The 15,478-nt window shown below is 49.2% G+C and carries 9 protein-coding genes, 2 tRNA genes and 2 rRNA genes; 5 read left to right on the forward strand and 8 right to left on the reverse strand.

The features are described 5' to 3' along the window. Positions 1-228 precede the first annotated feature (228 nt). Both ABWV55_RS05295 and rrf read left to right on the forward strand, forming a co-directional pair. Positions 229-3,096, forward strand: a 23S ribosomal RNA gene (locus tag ABWV55_RS05295). A gap of 106 nt (positions 3,097-3,202) precedes the next feature. Continuing rightward, positions 3,203-3,319: ribosomal RNA gene (rrf, locus tag ABWV55_RS05300) — 5S ribosomal RNA — on the forward strand. 66 nt (positions 3,320-3,385) lie between these two features. Here rrf and ABWV55_RS05305 read toward each other — a convergent pair. The 4 genes from ABWV55_RS05305 to ABWV55_RS05320 form a co-directional block, all read right to left on the reverse strand. Then, positions 3,386-4,222, reverse strand: a complete 837-nt coding sequence (locus ABWV55_RS05305) for a DNA-formamidopyrimidine glycosylase (protein ID WP_353291134.1) — start codon at positions 4,220-4,222, stop codon at positions 3,386-3,388. Positions 4,223-4,233: 11 nt separating this feature from the next. Then, positions 4,234-4,443, reverse strand: coding sequence for a photosystem I reaction center subunit IV (locus ABWV55_RS05310; RefSeq protein WP_353291135.1), 210 nt, complete (start codon positions 4,441-4,443; stop codon positions 4,234-4,236). Between the two features lie 672 nt (positions 4,444-5,115). Next, positions 5,116-6,075, reverse strand: a complete 960-nt coding sequence (locus tag ABWV55_RS05315; RefSeq protein ID WP_353291136.1) for a LysM peptidoglycan-binding domain-containing protein — start codon at positions 6,073-6,075, stop codon at positions 5,116-5,118. Positions 6,076-6,170: 95 nt separating this feature from the next. Further along, positions 6,171-7,550, reverse strand: a complete 1,380-nt coding sequence (locus tag ABWV55_RS05320; protein WP_353291137.1) for an aldehyde dehydrogenase family protein — start codon at positions 7,548-7,550, stop codon at positions 6,171-6,173. A gap of 54 nt (positions 7,551-7,604) precedes the next feature. Between ABWV55_RS05320 and ABWV55_RS05325 the strand changes: the two genes are divergently transcribed. Continuing rightward, on the forward strand, positions 7,605-9,266 hold the full coding sequence (locus tag ABWV55_RS05325) for an alpha-amylase family protein (RefSeq protein ID WP_353291138.1): 1,662 nt from the start codon (positions 7,605-7,607) through the stop codon (positions 9,264-9,266). On the opposite strand, the gene ABWV55_RS05330 is transcribed toward ABWV55_RS05325, so the two are convergent. Together ABWV55_RS05330 and glpK are read right to left on the reverse strand one after the other, a co-directional pair. Then, positions 9,209-10,786: an FAD-dependent oxidoreductase gene (locus tag ABWV55_RS05330; RefSeq protein ID WP_353291139.1), complete on the reverse strand. Its 1,578-nt coding sequence runs from the start codon at positions 10,784-10,786 to the stop codon at positions 9,209-9,211. The two genes, ABWV55_RS05325 and ABWV55_RS05330, sit on opposite strands and share 58 nt — an antisense overlap. Further along, positions 10,767-12,284, reverse strand: a complete 1,518-nt coding sequence (gene glpK / locus ABWV55_RS05335) for a glycerol kinase GlpK (protein ID WP_353292597.1) — start codon at positions 12,282-12,284, stop codon at positions 10,767-10,769. The genes ABWV55_RS05330 and glpK overlap by 20 nt, the downstream gene beginning before the upstream one ends. A 52-nt stretch (positions 12,285-12,336) precedes the next feature. On the opposite strand from glpK, the gene ABWV55_RS05340 reads away from it, so the two are divergent. Then, the gene (locus ABWV55_RS05340; protein WP_353291140.1) at positions 12,337-13,788 is read left to right on the forward strand and encodes a glycoside hydrolase family 13 protein; all 1,452 of its coding nucleotides are present in this window, start codon (positions 12,337-12,339) and stop codon (positions 13,786-13,788) included. A 3-nt stretch (positions 13,789-13,791) separates the two neighbouring features. Here ABWV55_RS05340 and ABWV55_RS05345 read toward each other — a convergent pair. Both ABWV55_RS05345 and ABWV55_RS05350 read right to left on the reverse strand, forming a co-directional pair. Then, a tRNA-Thr gene (locus tag ABWV55_RS05345) sits at positions 13,792-13,863 on the reverse strand. A gap of 10 nt (positions 13,864-13,873) precedes the next feature. Further along, positions 13,874-13,955, reverse strand: a tRNA-Tyr gene (locus ABWV55_RS05350). Positions 13,956-14,040: 85 nt separating this feature from the next. Here ABWV55_RS05350 and aroQ point away from each other — a divergent pair. After that, the gene (gene aroQ, locus ABWV55_RS05355) at positions 14,041-14,481 is read left to right on the forward strand and encodes a type II 3-dehydroquinate dehydratase (protein ID WP_353291141.1); all 441 of its coding nucleotides are present in this window, start codon (positions 14,041-14,043) and stop codon (positions 14,479-14,481) included. Positions 14,482-15,478 lie beyond the last annotated feature (997 nt).

A 15,478-nucleotide genomic window follows, 5' to 3' on the forward strand; every position in this document is an offset into this window, starting at 1 on the left:
ACTGCATAGGTAAGTCTGAACAACAAAGCATCTTACAGATGTATTGTTCTGGGTTTGAGTTACCGTGAGGGACTCAGATTTAGAGCAGTAAAGATTCTTTTGCACAAGAGCCGAGTCTTTTGAGTGTTTTCTTGGTTTGTATTGAGCGAATCAAGTCTCACTTTGTTTTTAGTGATAAAAACTTATGAGTCTGCTTTTAGCAGCATTAAACACTTAAGAGATTGAATTGGTCAAGCTACAAAGGGCTCACGGTGGATACCTTGGCACACAGAGGCGATGAAGGACGTGGTTACCTGCGATAAGTCTCGGGGAGCTGGAAGCACGCTTAGATCCGGGAATTTCCGAATGGGGCAACCCTTAGTACGGTCAACTGAATTCATAGGTTGATACGAGCCAACCCAGCGAACTGAAACATCTTAGTAGCTGGAGGAGAGGAAAGTAAAAACGACTCCCTAAGTAGCGGCGAGCGAACGGGGAAGAGCCTAAACCGATGGTTTCGACCATCGGGGTTGTGGGACAGCGACATGTATTAGTGATGTTAGGAGAAGTGTTTGAATGGCACGCCACAGAGGGTGAAAGCCCCGTAACCGAAAACTAAACTGAGCTAGCTGTATCCCGAGTAGCACGGAGCACGTGGAATTCCGTGTGAATCCGCGAGGACCACCTCGCAAGGCTAAGTACTACTGTGTGACCGATAGCGAAACAGTACCGCGAGGGAAAGGTGAAAAGAACCCCGGGAGGGGAGTGAAATAGAACATGAAACCGTGAGCCTACAAGCAATGGGAGCCCTACTCATAGGGTGACCGTGTGCCTGTTGAAGAATGAGCCGGCGACTTATAGGCACTGGCTGGTTAAACCGGATATGGTGGAGCCTCAGCGAAAGCGAGTCTGAATAGGGCGTTTGTCAGTGTTTATAGACCCGAACCCGGGTGATCTAACCATGGCCAGGATGAAGCTTGGGTGATACCAAGTGGAGGTCCGAACCGACTGACGTTGAAAAGTCAGCGGATGAGCTGTGGTTAGGGGTGAAATGCCAATCGAACCCGGAGCTAGCTGGTTCTCCCCGAAATACGTTGAGGCGTAGCGTCTCGTGCTCCAGCAGGGGGGTAAAGCCACCATTTCGGTGCGGGCTGCGAGAGCGGTACCAAATCGAGATGAACTCTGAATACCCTGTGTGTAGCGAGGCAGTCAGACTGTGGGGGATAAGCTCCATGGTCGAGAGGGAAACAGCCCAGACCGCCAGCGAAGGTCCCCAAATCAACACTAAGTGATAAAGGAGGTGGGATTGCATAGACAACCAGGAGGTTTGCCTAGAAGCAGCCATCCTCAAAGGAGTGCGTAATAGCTCACTGGTCGAGCGATCCTGCGCCGAAAATGAACGGGGCTAAGTGTTGTACCGCAGCTGCGGATTTTTATGGTAGGGGAGCGTTCTGTGTGGGGCGAAGCACTAGCGTGAGCGGGTGTGGACTGCACAGAAGTGAGAATGTCGGCTTGAGTAGCGAAAACATGGGTGAGAATCCCATGCACCGAAACCCTAAGGGTTCCTCCGGCAGGCTCGTCCGCGGAGGGTTAGTCTGGACCTAAGGCGAGGCCGAAAGGCGTAGTCGATGGACGACAGGTCAACATTCCTGTACCGGTTGTGCTTTGGGAAGAGGGACGAAGGAGGCTAGCCAAGCCAGATTCTGGTTCCTGGTTTAAGCGTTCAAGGCGTTGAAGAGCGGTGAAAACGTTCTGAGCTAAGGCGTGAGTACGAGCTGCTACGGCAGCGAAGTTGGTGACGTCAAACTTCCAAGAAAAGCTCTATACCCGTTAAGGCATAGCTGCCAGTACCCGAAACCGACACAGGTGGGGTGGTAGAGAATACCGAGGTGCGCGAGGTAACTCTCTCTAAGGAACTCGGCAAAATGGCCCCGTAACTTCGGGAGAAGGGGTGCCATCGTAAGGTGGTCGCAGTGAAGAGGCCCTGGCGACTGTTTACCAAAAACACAGGTCTCCGCTAAGTCGCAAGACGATGTATGGGGGCTGACGCCTGCCCAGTGCCGGAAGGTTAAGGAAGCCGGTCAGCGTAAGCAAAGCTGGTGACCGAAGCCCCGGTGAACGGCGGCCGTAACTATAACGGTCCTAAGGTAGCGAAATTCCTTGTCGGGTAAGTTCCGACCCGCACGAAAGGCGTAACGATCAGGGCGCTGTCTCGGAGAGAGGCTCGGCGAAATAGAATTGTCTGTGAAGATGCGGACTACATACACCTGGACAGAAAGACCCTATGAAGCTTTACTGCAGCTTGGTATTGGGCCCGGGCTCTGAATGCGCAGGATAGGTGGGAGACGTTGATCTCGTGCTTGTGGGTACGAGGGAGTCAATGGTGAGATACCACTCTTTCAGAGCTAGGGTTCTAACGTTCACCCGTTATCCGGGGAGCGAACAGTATCAGGTGGGCAGTTTGACTGGGGCGGTCGCCTCCTAAAAGGTAACGGAGGCGCGCAAAGGTTCCCTCAAGCTGGTTGGAAATCAGCTGACGAGTGCAAAGGCAGAAGGGAGCTTGACTGTGAGACCTACAAGTCGAACAGGGACGAAAGTCGGCCTTAGTGATCCGACGGTTCTGAGTGGAAGGGCCGTCGCTCAACGGATAAAAGTTACTCTAGGGATAACAGGCTGATCTCCCCCAAGAGTTCACATCGACGGGGAGGTTTGGCACCTCGATGTCGGCTCATCGCAACCTGGGGCTGAAGTAGGTCCCAAGGGTTGGGCTGTTCGCCCATTAAAGCGGTACGCGAGCTGGGTTCAGAACGTCGTGAGACAGTTCGGTCCATATCCGGTGTATGCGTAGGAACATTGAGAGGATTTCTCCCTAGTACGAGAGGACCGGGAGGAACGCACCTCTGGTGTGCCAGTTATCGTGCCAACGGTAGACGCTGGGTAGCCATGTGTGGAGTGGATAACCGCTGAAAGCATCTAAGTGGGAAGCCCACCTCAAGATGAGTGTTCCCATGGGGTAACCCAGTAAGGTCACGGGAAGAACACCCGTTGATAGGCTCTACGTGGAAGTCTAGTAATAGATGCAGCGGAGGAGTACTAATAGACCGAGGGCTTGACCAATATTTTGGTACTTGTCTGAAGATAATTTTTTGTTTGATTCAGATGTACAATGTAAATTGTAATCCTATGCAGTTCTTAGGGCTCGCTCTCTAAAGAATGTATCTATCCTGGTGTTCATAGCGATGTGGAACCACTTCGATCCATCTCGAACTCGGTTGTGAAACGCATAAGCGGCGACGATATTTGGGGGGCAGCCCCCCGAGAAAATAGCTCAATGCCAGGTTAAAACACTCTTTTTATTAATTAAATTATTTTTATCCAAGTTTATTAGAAATCTTATCTTCTGTAATCACTGTTGACAGTCTGGGCACCAGTGAGTGCTGCGGCCTGATAACTTTCCTCGGCAAATGAGAGCTCCGCAGCGTTGACAAGGCTGTCCTCCGCGTTGATATACTAACAATTGTCTTTTATAGCTTCCATTGTTGCCTTCAAGATCTCGAAAATCACTAAAAGTAGTTCCTCCAGTTCTAATACTGGTCTTCAGTATACTTACAATCTCATCGCGCAAACGGTTGAGCTGATCAATCGTTAGTTTTTTCGAGGCTGTAAGTGGTGAAATTTTTGCAGCAAAAAGACTTTCATCGGCATAGATGTTGCCAACGCCAGCAACGAGAGTTTGATCAAGTAGAGCCATTTTAATCGGTCGGATTGAGTTCATGAGACGCTGTTTCATATAGTTTCCCGTAAACCTTTCGCTAAATGGCTCTGGTCCTAAGCGTTTCAATCCCGTGATTACAGTACTTAATGGTTCTCCTTCTTGTACCCACCACATTTCTCCAAAATTACGAGTATCTACAAAACGTAGTTCTTGTCCACTGCAATTCCATAGTCGCACACGCGTATGACGACAAGGCGAAATGGGCTCCGAACACCACTGAAATCGGCCTGTCATCCGAAAATGAATCCCCCAAGTACCTCGCTTGGGCTCCAGTTTTGCCAATAAATACTTCCCGCGTCGCAGCCAGGTTCCGATAGTTGATCCTTCTAAACCAGCCTTGAACTGTTCGATGCCACCCGGGCTTGCAATCACTCTAGATCCGTATACTTTCAGCCTAAAAATCTTGAATGAAACAAGACAATTCGCCAATCCTCGACGTATCGTCTCAACCTCCGGTAGTTCTGGCAACGGCTTTAGCTTTAAACAGATTCAAGTTCCGATTCAGAAAAATTATTGGTATTAATGCCACCATCAATACCCTGCATAACGCTGTAATTGACTTTTTCGAAGCGCACCACGACGGGGTAACGGATTCCTGAGGTATCCACAGTGGCAACTGTGCCAACTTCGTTAAACCAGTAAGACTCAGGACGCTTAATGCGCACCTTGGTTCCGCGAGAGATTGCCATCGCTGAATATAAAAGGGTACAGCTTTAAGTGTATCTCACTAGGTGTGGATAAGGTTTCTACTTTACAGAATGTCGTTTCTTTCCCTAATTTATTCAGATTCAAGAAAACGTTACATTAAGAGGCTAATGAATCCAGGGGTCTGTTATTCAAACTTTTTAACACAAGAAATTTGATTTAGAAAAACCGATACAAAGTGCCAACGCATAAATGATCCTGGGTTCTTCCAGAGGGCGGCTATTGGCTAGGTGCAAATCTAGAGTCGGTTGTCCGAGCACGTTTTCCAGCATCAGTTTGGAGACTTCGAGACAGCGGTAGTAATAACGCGTTCATTCCTTATCTCTTTAATGCATTAAACGATCTGGAATCCCTCAATGCAGTTACTACAGACCCTTTTCAGGCAAGCTGTCGATAAGCAAATAGGACAGACTCTCTCCTCCTACTAACCACACAGATCTAGCTTGTGACAAGCTGATAGCTGTGATTGTGCTTTCAGCAGTATTGATGGATGATACGGTGAGCGCTTGCTTTTCCAGTTACGGTCACTCTTTCGGCGACTCGTCTGCTTGTTATAGGTCTCTATCCAAAGTGCAGGTGACAGGTTGAAAGCCACTTCGCGGTAGTAGTCGCAATCTTTATTCTTTAGTCATTGAATTACACGGCTTGAACTTGTATTAGACTTTGAGCTGGCAACGATCTTTAACCAAGGCCTTTTCAAAGCGGTTTTGAGGATTGATCCATACTTTCCAGCTTCCATTAGATTCTGTGGCGTTGATCTTTTTGGCGAAGCAGTTCACCGCTAAATAAAATGCTTGGTCCTGAGCGTTAAGTGCAGGGACGACTTGACTGTCACCCATCAGTTGCCAATTTGCCCAGTCCACTTGAAGAGGTCCATATGTTCTCCAATCTGTCGATTTGGCAAGCTGAGTTTTGGTGGTTCTGGTTACAGCTGCTGCAGGTTTTTCTACGTTCGCTTTAGTTTCAACTGGTCGATTTACCATTGGCTTTGTTTGCATTGATAAAGCTTCTGAGGTAATACCTTTGGTTACTAAAGGAGTACTATGTTGCTTTAAATAAAGCCGTGTGCCAACTGTAATTTCGTTAGGATTAGTAAGTTCATTGATATTAATTAATGTGGCGATCGGAATTTTATAGGCTTTGGCTATTTGGGTAAGGGTTTGCCCTTTGGCAACGATGTGTTCTGTGGCCCCTAACACAGGTTTCACTGCAACAGGCTTAAAGCTAGACTTTGGCAACACTGCATTACTAGGTAATTTTAAGCTTTGGCCCACTTCCAGGTGATTAGCATTGTTGAGGCTATTCAGCATTATTAAATCCCATTTGCTCACTTTGTAACGTGCGGCAATAGTATTCAGGGTCTCTCCCCTTTGGATGTAATGCATCCCTTTACCTGCTTTCGTCCTAAGATCGCGCACTCGAAGCCGACTTCCAACTTCAATGTGGTCAGAACTATTTATGCTGTTTAGCCTCATCAAGTCTCTCACGCTCACGTTGTAGCGATCGGCGATCTCTGAGAGGGTTTCTCCCGATCGCACCGTAACCGTCGTAGCGAAGGCCGATAAAGGACACCACAGAGCTGTTAACGCAACAACGGCTAGATGAGAGCGGCGCATTTAAATACTTACAGATTCCTAAACCATACGCTTTCCGAGACAAAATGCTCTCCTTGTGGGATAGCTGCTGCGAAAGGAACGTTTCCTTACAGAAGTCATCCGACCATTTGCCTCAACGTTTTGAGGCCAATGTTATAAGGCGGATACCGTAGTTTGAAATCGAAGCGGAACCCTCGTTTCAACACTGCTTTGTAGTGGCTAAAAGTCCGAAAACCATTCTGACCGTGATAGCTTCCCATGCCGCTGGTGCCAACACCTCCGAAAGGAAGTTCCGGAATGGCCGCTTGCATGATGACGTCGTTGAGGCATACACCACCTGAGCTAGTGGTCCCCAAAATCTCCTTTTGTTGGGCTTTGCTTCCTCCAAATACATATAAAGCCAATGGTTTACCTTGACGTCGAATCTCTCTAAGGGAATCGCTAAGACTACCGATTTGAATTATTGGCAACAGGGGGCCAAAGAGTTCTTCTCCCATGAGTGGATCTTGGCGATCTTTCACATCTATTACTGTTGGAGCAATGCGGTTTTGCTCACGGCTGATTTCACCGCCGATCAAGATCCGGCCATCCTCTCTTGCCTGTTCGAGTAGCTTTTCGAGCCGATCGAATTGTTGTTGATTAATGATTTTCCCAAGTTGATCAGAAGCCAAAACATTCTCGCCGTACATGCGAGAACGTTGATTATGCATTGCGTCGAGCAATCCTGAACGTAAACTAGGCTCTACTAAAATATGATCGGGAGCAATGCATGTTTGCCCAGCATTAATGCCCTTGCCCCAAATTAAACGTCGAGCGCTCACGCTGAGATTAGCTCCTTGAAGAACTAGGGCTGGACTCTTACCCCCCAGTTCAAGAGTGACTGGTGTAAGATTTTTTGCGGCCCCAGCTAATACTTTGCGACCAATATTCTCCCCGCCTGTAAAAAAGATATGATCAAAAGGCATAGCTACTAGCTGTGCCGCGACAGTTCCGTCACCCTGTTGAACTCTGACGACTTCAGGTTCGAAATGATTTTCTACAAGTCGAGCAATCAGTGCAGAAACAGTCGGTGCATGTTCTGATGGTTTGAGAACAGCCGTATTGCCAGCTGCTAGGGCACTAATCAGCGGACGTAGCATTAATTGAAAAGGATAATTCCATGGCCCAATTACAAGAACACATCCCAGTGGTTCTGGAACCACCTGAGCTTGACCAGGGCTGAGAGTGATCGGAACTGGTATTCGTTGCGAGCGCATCCAGCGATGAAGATTGCGCTTTGTAAGTTTCAACTCTTGTCGTAGAGCAGCAATTTCAAAAAAGGCTTCTGCGGCTGGTTTCCCTAGGTCTGTTTTTAAGGCATGGAGAACGTCTTGTTCATGTTGTTCCACCAATGACATCAGACATCCAAGCTGCTTGTGTCGCCAAGCCAGCGATCGGGTGATGCCAGAGCCAACACTCTCTTGCATTTTTGTGATTTGTGGAATGGAAAGGACCACAGAGCTGACGATCGGGTCAAACGGGTCTAGCAGTGGTGAATCCGCATCCGAGAGATGACCACAAAACAACCATGGTGGTCAGGAACAGTCATTTATCAACTGATCGTTCGTAGTTATTCCGATGGGAATAGTGATGGTATCGGGGATTTCGATGGCTTGACAGCGCGTTTGTCGTACTTGCATTGGCTTGGAGTGAAAACCTTGTGGTTAACGCCTGTTTATCCATCGCCGCTTCGGGATAGTGGATATGACATTACCGATTTCAAAAACATCCACCCGGATCTTGGGGATTTAGCTTCTTTTCACCAATTTTTGACAGCAGCTCACAGCAAAGGGATACGAGTAATTCTTGATTTGGTTCTGAATCACACCAGTGATCTCCATCCTTGGTTCCAGCGAGCTCGTAGAGCTCCTAAAGGCAGCTCTGAGCGTAACGTTTACGTCTGGAGCGATAATCCTAGACAGTACAGTGATGCCCCTGTGCTGTTTTGGCATTTCGAATCATCTAATTGGGAATGGGATCCGGTAGCGAAGCAATACTATTTGCACCGCTTCTTTCGTCACCAACCGGATCTCAATTACGCCAATCCCCAGGTTCAAGAGACGATGCTTGAGATCGTTGACTTTTGGCTTGAGAAGGGAATAGACGGTTTTCGTCTTGATGCTGTGCCATTTCTATTTGAAGCAGAAGGTACTCGCTGCGAAGGACTTTTTGAAACCCATGCATTTTTGAAGCGGTTAAGAAAGCGAGTGGATGCCCATGGGCGTGATGTGCTGTTACTCGGTGAAGCAATTCAACCTATGAATGAGGTCGTACCCTATTTGACCGACGACGAGCTAAAGGGAGCCTTCAATTTCGTTCTCACAGCTCATCTGTTTGCTTCTATCGCGAGTGGGACTACTCAAAACTTATGCCAATGCCTAACTGAGGCTCAGCAGGCGGTCGATGGACCACGGTGGGCCATTCCACTTCGCAATCATGATGAGCTTTGGCTGGGAGATGGCTACTTGATCGCCGATGAGGTGATTCAGGCAATCCGCGCTGGGCTACCCCAAGGACAGGGGCACTGGTTGAACTGGGGCATCAACCGACGCCTTGCTCCTTTACTCAACGGAGATCCGCGGTCTAATCGCTTGCTACACAGCCTGCTATACAGTCTGCCTGGGATGCCTTGCCTTTACTACGGTGATGAGCTTGGTATGGGTGATTGGCCTGGTTTGAAGGATCGCGATACCAATCGCACTCCTATGGCATGGACCGCATCTAACGACGATTGCACATCGATGGGTCCGGGCTCTTTGCCGATGCCATTACCAATCACTACTCCTGGATATGACCACCGGGTAGTAAATGTAGAAGTACAAAAGCAGTTGCCTGATTCACTTTTGAATTGGCATCGGCGAATGCTGGCCTGCCGGCAGTTACTGCCACCTTTGAGTCACGGAGATTTCTTGTTGCTGTCTAGCAGCCATTCAGGCGTACTCATTTATACGCGATCAACGGAGAAAATGACTATACTGGTCGCTGCTAATGTGACCGCTGCTGGTGTTTCGTTAACTTTAAATCTCTCGCCTTGGCAAGGACAGCGAATTTGGGAGGTTATGTGGGGTTGTGAATTTCCGATGGCTAGTGACAAATGGTTTGTGAGCCTGCCGCCCTATGGATTCAACTGGTGGTCGATTGGCGAAGCGAAGGTAGTCGCCAACCCCGACTGAGCTAGATGTTTCTCAATAACTGGTTCTAATCGCTGAGCCTCTGTCAAATCCACCATGGCTAGGCGACACCGGCGCGCTAGCACGTCGGTGCTGCTTCGAGCTTGCTCCGCTCGAATTGCATAGGAAACCTCGGCTTCACATAGGGGAATTACATCGCTGAGGGGTTCTCGATCAGCGGGCGCAGCGGCTTCGATGAGCGGTAGAGCCTGAAGTCCATAGTTGCTCTGTAGGTGAGCAATCTGAGCACTTCTCGAGAAGGTATCTGGCAAGAGAGCTTTCAGTTGTGCAACCTGTTCTTTTAGGAGTCGATACGTGGTAGCCACAGTCGCCCCGCTTCCCCAAAGCGATAAAGCTTTAGCAGGAGGAAGAGGCCGCCCCCTCTGCCGCTCCACGGCAGCCAAGGTGTCGATCGCCATTGGCCGGCAGGTGGTCCATTTGCCGCCCATCACACTAACTAACCCGCAGGGCAGAGTCTCCACTTCGTGGTCTCGTACTATCCTGTTTTTGTCTATTCCGGCCCTGGAAGGCCTTAACAAAGGCCTACCGCCAGCCCAGCGACTAGTAACTTCTGGTTTTGTGACGCTGGGAAACCACTGGTGGACGTAATTCAGCAAATAGGCCTCCTCTTCCGAAGAGGGAACATTGGCCGTACCCAATTCACAGACTTCATCTGTGGTTCCTACTAACGTACGTCCAAAGAACGGCAGCATGAATAGGACCCTTCCGTCAACGGTGGAAGGAACAAGAAGCCCAAGCCCTTGTTGACATAGGTTTTGCTTCAGTACGATGTGACTGCCACGGCTGGTGAGCATGCGAGCCGGAGCTGTGGGGTCAGCCATGTGACGGAGCGTATCTGCACCCGGTCCAGCAGCATTCACAATAACGCGGGCGTTCCACCGTTCTTGTTGCCCATTTATGGTTTCACTAATGGCAGCAGCAACACGCCCAACGCTGTTGCGTTCAATAGCCATTACTTTGCAGCGGGTGCGCAGCACAACGCCGGCGCGCTGGGCAGTGAGGGCTAATAGCAAGTTCAGCCGAGCGTCATCGAATTGCCCATCGTTGTACGCGACAGCTCCTTGACAGGGTTTCAACTTCGGTAAGGCTTGCCTTAGTTGACGCCTGGATAGCAAGTGGCTGGATCCAATGCCTTGATGTCCAGCGAGAGCATCGTATATGCCGAGGCCAATGCGGTAATAGGCCTGGCCCCAGACGTTATCTGTAGGAAGTGCTAGGGTGAGTCGTCGGGCTAAAAACGGGGCTTGTTTTAACCAATGGCTGCGTTCTATTAACGCCTCTTTTACAAGCTTCAATTGCGCCGGGTTGAATGTTTTAAAAGCAAGTTCCAAATAGCGTACGCCGCCGTGTAGTAGCTTTGTACTGCGACTGCTGGTTCCTCCACCAATGTCTCCAGCCTCTAAGAGCGCAACGGATAAACCGCGCCGAACTGCTTCGTAAGCTACACTAGCGCCACTAGCCCCAGCTCCGACTACGAGCAAGTCAGTGGTATGATCGGCCATTCCAGTTTAAGCTACGAGCTAAAGCATCATTCCAATGTGTCCGCCAGGCGCGTCTATGATCAGCGCTGATACGCGGTTGAAACAGCTGAGCCCCATCATACCGACTTAAGGCCAGTTGTTTCAAGTCGTCAATGACTCCAGCTTGCAGGCCCGCGAACAGAGCAATACCTCGCGCAGTGCTTTCTGTATTGGCGGGGCGTCGTACAGTTAGACCTGTGCTGTCGGCCTGGGCCTGTAGAAGCGGATTGGATGCTGCTGCACCGCCGTCGACGGCGAGCTCCCTTAACTCACGGCCGAGTGCTTGCTCAGCAAGTTCCACCAGTGTAGCTACGGATAAAGCGATTCCTTCCAATGCAGCTCTAGCAATGTGACCGCGTTTGCTATTGCGAGTAAGGCCGACTAGTAAACCTCGAGCATTAGGATCCCAATGAGGTGTTCCCCAACCAGTAAAGGCTGGCACTAACATTACGCCGCCAGCATCGGAAACCTGTTCAGCGAGGTCGTTCACCTGTTCTGCTCGCTCAATGATTTCTAAACCGTCACGAAGCCACTGAATTACAGTGCCAGCATTAAAGAGACTGCCTTCAAGGCAGTAAGTGGGAACCCCGTTTGCGTCGGTCCATCCCAGAGTACTCAGTAGTCCGTTATCAGACCGATAAATATGTTCTCCAGTGTTGATCACGAGAAAGGCACCAGTGCCATAAGTACATTTGCTGTCACCAGGTTGCAAGCAGAGTTGCCCCAGAGTTGCCGCCTGCTGATCACCCAATATCGCTTGAATCGGAAGTCCTTCAAACGGCAAGCCTGAGGCGATTTCCCCAAAGTCTCCGCGGCAAGGAAGCAGCTCAGGTAAAGCGTTGGCTGGCAGCCCGACATGGCAGCGAAAATCTTCAACCCACTGAAGTTGCTGGAGGTCCATCATCAGTGTGCGGCTGGCATTGCTAAAATCGCTACCGTGCCGTTTTCCCTTGGTGAGTTGCCAGAGCAGCCACGACTCCACCGTGCCAAAGCAGAGGTCGTCTGCAGCTGCGGCTGCAGCAGCTTCCCCATGGTTGTTCAGCATCCAACGGATCTTGCTAGCGCTGAAATAGGGTTCCAGTAGCAATCCGGAACGTTGGCGCCAGTCGTGTTCCAAACCTTGGCATTTCCATTCTGCACAAATCGCCTCAGTGCGATTGTCTTGCCACACCAGTGCTGGTCCGCAGGGAACACCGGTACTGCGCCGCCATAACACTGTTGTTTCCCTTTGGTTTGTGATGCCACAACTCACAATTGCTCGGCGCTGGGCGTCATTCAGCTTTTGATAAAGGTCGATCTGGGCTTGCTGTTGGCTGGCCCAGATCGCGAGCGGATCCTGCTCTACCCAACCATTTGCTGGGTATTGGATTGGTAATGACACGCTGGCGCTCGCGACAAGATCACCTGCTGGATTGAATACAGCGGCTCGGGAGCTACTGGTGCCTTGGTCTAGAGCTAACAGGAGGGTCTGCTGTGCCATGGGCAGTGTTGTTTCTTCCCTGCTAGCGAGAGGATTGTCATTTGCAAAGGTCGTGAAGTTTGACACATTGTTTTCCAATCCACCGGTTTGGGTTGCCACTTCGGTGATCTACCAGATTTTTCCTGATCGTTTTCGCCGTAGCAATCGAGTCGAAACCCAGAAGAATCTATTTCTCAAATCTTGGGGCTCTAATCCTGAAGATGATGGTTTTCAAGGAGGAGATCTGTATGGAGTAATCGATGGCTTAGATCATCTTCAGGCCATGGGTATTAATTGCATCTACCTTACGCCGATCTTTAGTTCAGCGGCCAACCATCGCTACCACGTCTACGACTACTTCCAAGTTGATCCGTTATTGGGTGGCAATGCGGCATTGATCTCCTTAATTACCGAGGTTCATCAACGCGACATGCGACTGGTACTTGACGGTGTATTCAATCATTGCGGCCGTGGCTTTTGGGCATTTCACCATCTTGCTGAAAACGGGAAGTCATCACCCTATCGGAGTTGGTTTCATGTGCACCAGTGGCCGATTCGACCTTACCCATCAAAAGGGGAAGATTGCGGATATAAGTGCTGGTGGGGTTTGCCAGGTCTACCCAAGTTCAATCATGCCGATCCTGGGGTGCGTGAGTATTTGCTGGCGGTGGGTCGCTACTGGCTAGAGTGCGGGATCGATGGTTGGCGGCTTGACGATCCGGCAGAAGTACCCGAAGACTTTTGGGTTGCTTTTCGACAAGAGGTACGAAAGGTTAATTCGCAGGCCTGGATCTTGGGTGAAATATGGGGTGACGCGCGACCTTGGCTTCAGGGCGAGCACTTTGATAGTGTGACGAACTACCGTCTGGGTTGGAGTAGCCTTTGTTGGGCGGCCGGTGATCGATTATGTCAGAACTATCAAAATCCTGAATATCCCCTTAGTCCCATAAGCGGTAAAAAGTTAATAGAGATTTGGCATACAACGGCTGGTTGGTATCGGCCCGAGATCAATCGGGCTCAAATGAATCTCCTGGACAGCCACGATGTTCCAAGGGCACTACACACCCTCCAAGGCGACGTGAAGGCCCTAAAGTTATCGCTGCTTTTGCTCTTTCTTCATCCGGGAGCTCCCTGCATCTATTACGGCACCGAAATCGGCCTTAACGGTGGACCAAACGCCAGCCATTCGAATGGTCCGGAACCGTATTGTCGGGAAGCCTTTCCCTGGGATCAATTATGGGATGTTGACCTTTGCAACTACGTACGACGCCTCAAACAGTTGCGCGACAGCCGGCTCAACTGTGGTCAGGGGCCCCTTGTTTGGCAAGTAGCCGGGTTGGATAGTTTGGTAGCTTCCTCAGTAGGTTGGCAAATCTGGATTAATCGTAGCCGAGAGTCTGGAGTGGCGCTGCCAAAGCAAACCGAGATTCAGGAGTCGTTCTGCGGCACGTGCTGTGATGGCACTTTGGGTGTGCAGAGCGCTGTTTTAATTACAGCTACTAACTGTTGCAGAGTTGAGAGTTAATTAAGCCCTCGACGAGACTTGAACTCGTGACCTCTCCCTTACCAAGGGAGTGCTCTACCGCTGAGCTACAAGGGCGTGTGGAAGGTGGGCCGGGTTGGATTTGAACCAACGTAGGCAGAGCCAACGGATTTACAGTCCGCCCCCATTAACCACTCGGGCACCGACCCGAACCACACATTGAGAATGTACCAGCCGATGCGTTGTACCTGGTCATATCGATACGATCGGGCTAAATGAAACGGCTGCCCAGCCATGCACGTTTTGCTTGTTAACGGTCCGAATCTCAATCTGCTTGGGCAGCGGGAACCTGGGATATACGGTTGCGATACTCTGGCTACAATTGAGGCAGAGCTAACTGTTGAGGCCCAGGCGGATGGGATTAAACTGGCTTGCTTCCAGAGCAACTTTGAGGGAGCGCTTGTTGAGCGAATTCATCAAGCCATGGGCGTTAGTCAGGGAATCCTGATTAACGCAGGTGCTTACACCCATACGTCAATTGCGATTCGCGATGCTTTAACTGGCGTGGCTATCCCTTTTGTGGAGCTGCACTTAAGCAATACTTATGCAAGAGAGCCATTTCGCCATCGTTCATATCTGTCAGATCAAGCTGTTGGAATAGTGAGCGGATTTGGTTCTAAGAATTACTCGTTGGCACTGCAGGGCTTGACTCACTACTTGCGGCGCAATGGGTAAACGGATCTATCAACAGCGGTTTGCAGGGCACGGTTTCAATCCACTAAATCGATTGATTGCGTTGAATAGCTGAAGTTGAGTGGAATAAGCTAATATGCGACTTGACTGTTACATCCAGTTTGGTTAGCAAGCAACAGATTAAGAAGCGGTTCAGGTGATGTGTTTTATGCGTTCTACAAACCAGGCTTTTTAGATCTGTATAAAGTTTTGGTAGAGGAGCATTTCGGGTAGGAGGCACCACGGAGTGCTTGCGAATTTAAATAAAATGTCCCTAAATCTTCTTCTTAAATTTCAAGACTGACGCGAAAATTCTTGCAGTTCAGGTTGACAATAATAATCAGGATTCTACTTTTAGCTACCTGAATTAGCGTGCTACCCGCTAAATAAGTGGAGACTCCGAATGTATAATAAAACTAAAATCTTATAGTCTTGTATTTACACACAAGAATCATACGGTCATAACAAATTCAGATTTGAGTACACTGCGTTAACAATGTCAACTAGGTTTTAGCATTCATACCTTAGAGAATAAACCAACTTAACTAACACTGCTCAAACCAAATTATGAAAAGCTACCCCCGAAAAAACAGCGTGCATCAGCATCTCGATTCTGTTGGATATCCAGTCGGCTCATAGCAAAACCGAGAAGCCTTAATTAGAGGATATTTCAATCAATCTTGAATTAAGCTTCTGCCAGCAATGCTTTATAGATCTACGCAACTACGAGGATTAATGTCTTTGGGTAATCGTTTTTGTTAATCTCACAGTCAACACCTTGTAGAAGGAAGCTGTTAGAAACACAATATCCAACACAATATAACTCTTTTTCTCAGTCTATTAACTAAGCAAATGCATTTAGCGAGAGTAGAATGGACAATTAAAAAACCTATAAAAATAAGGTTAGACTATATTTAAGTGCGTTACCAACACGGTGCCTTGATTGCCAGATGGTCAAAGTAGTTTGTCGATAGAGTTTCTCTATGATTGGTCGGTTGAA

This window comes from Synechococcus sp. M16CYN (assembly GCF_040371545.1).
Lineage (GTDB): Bacteria > Cyanobacteriota > Cyanobacteriia > PCC-6307 > Cyanobiaceae > Parasynechococcus.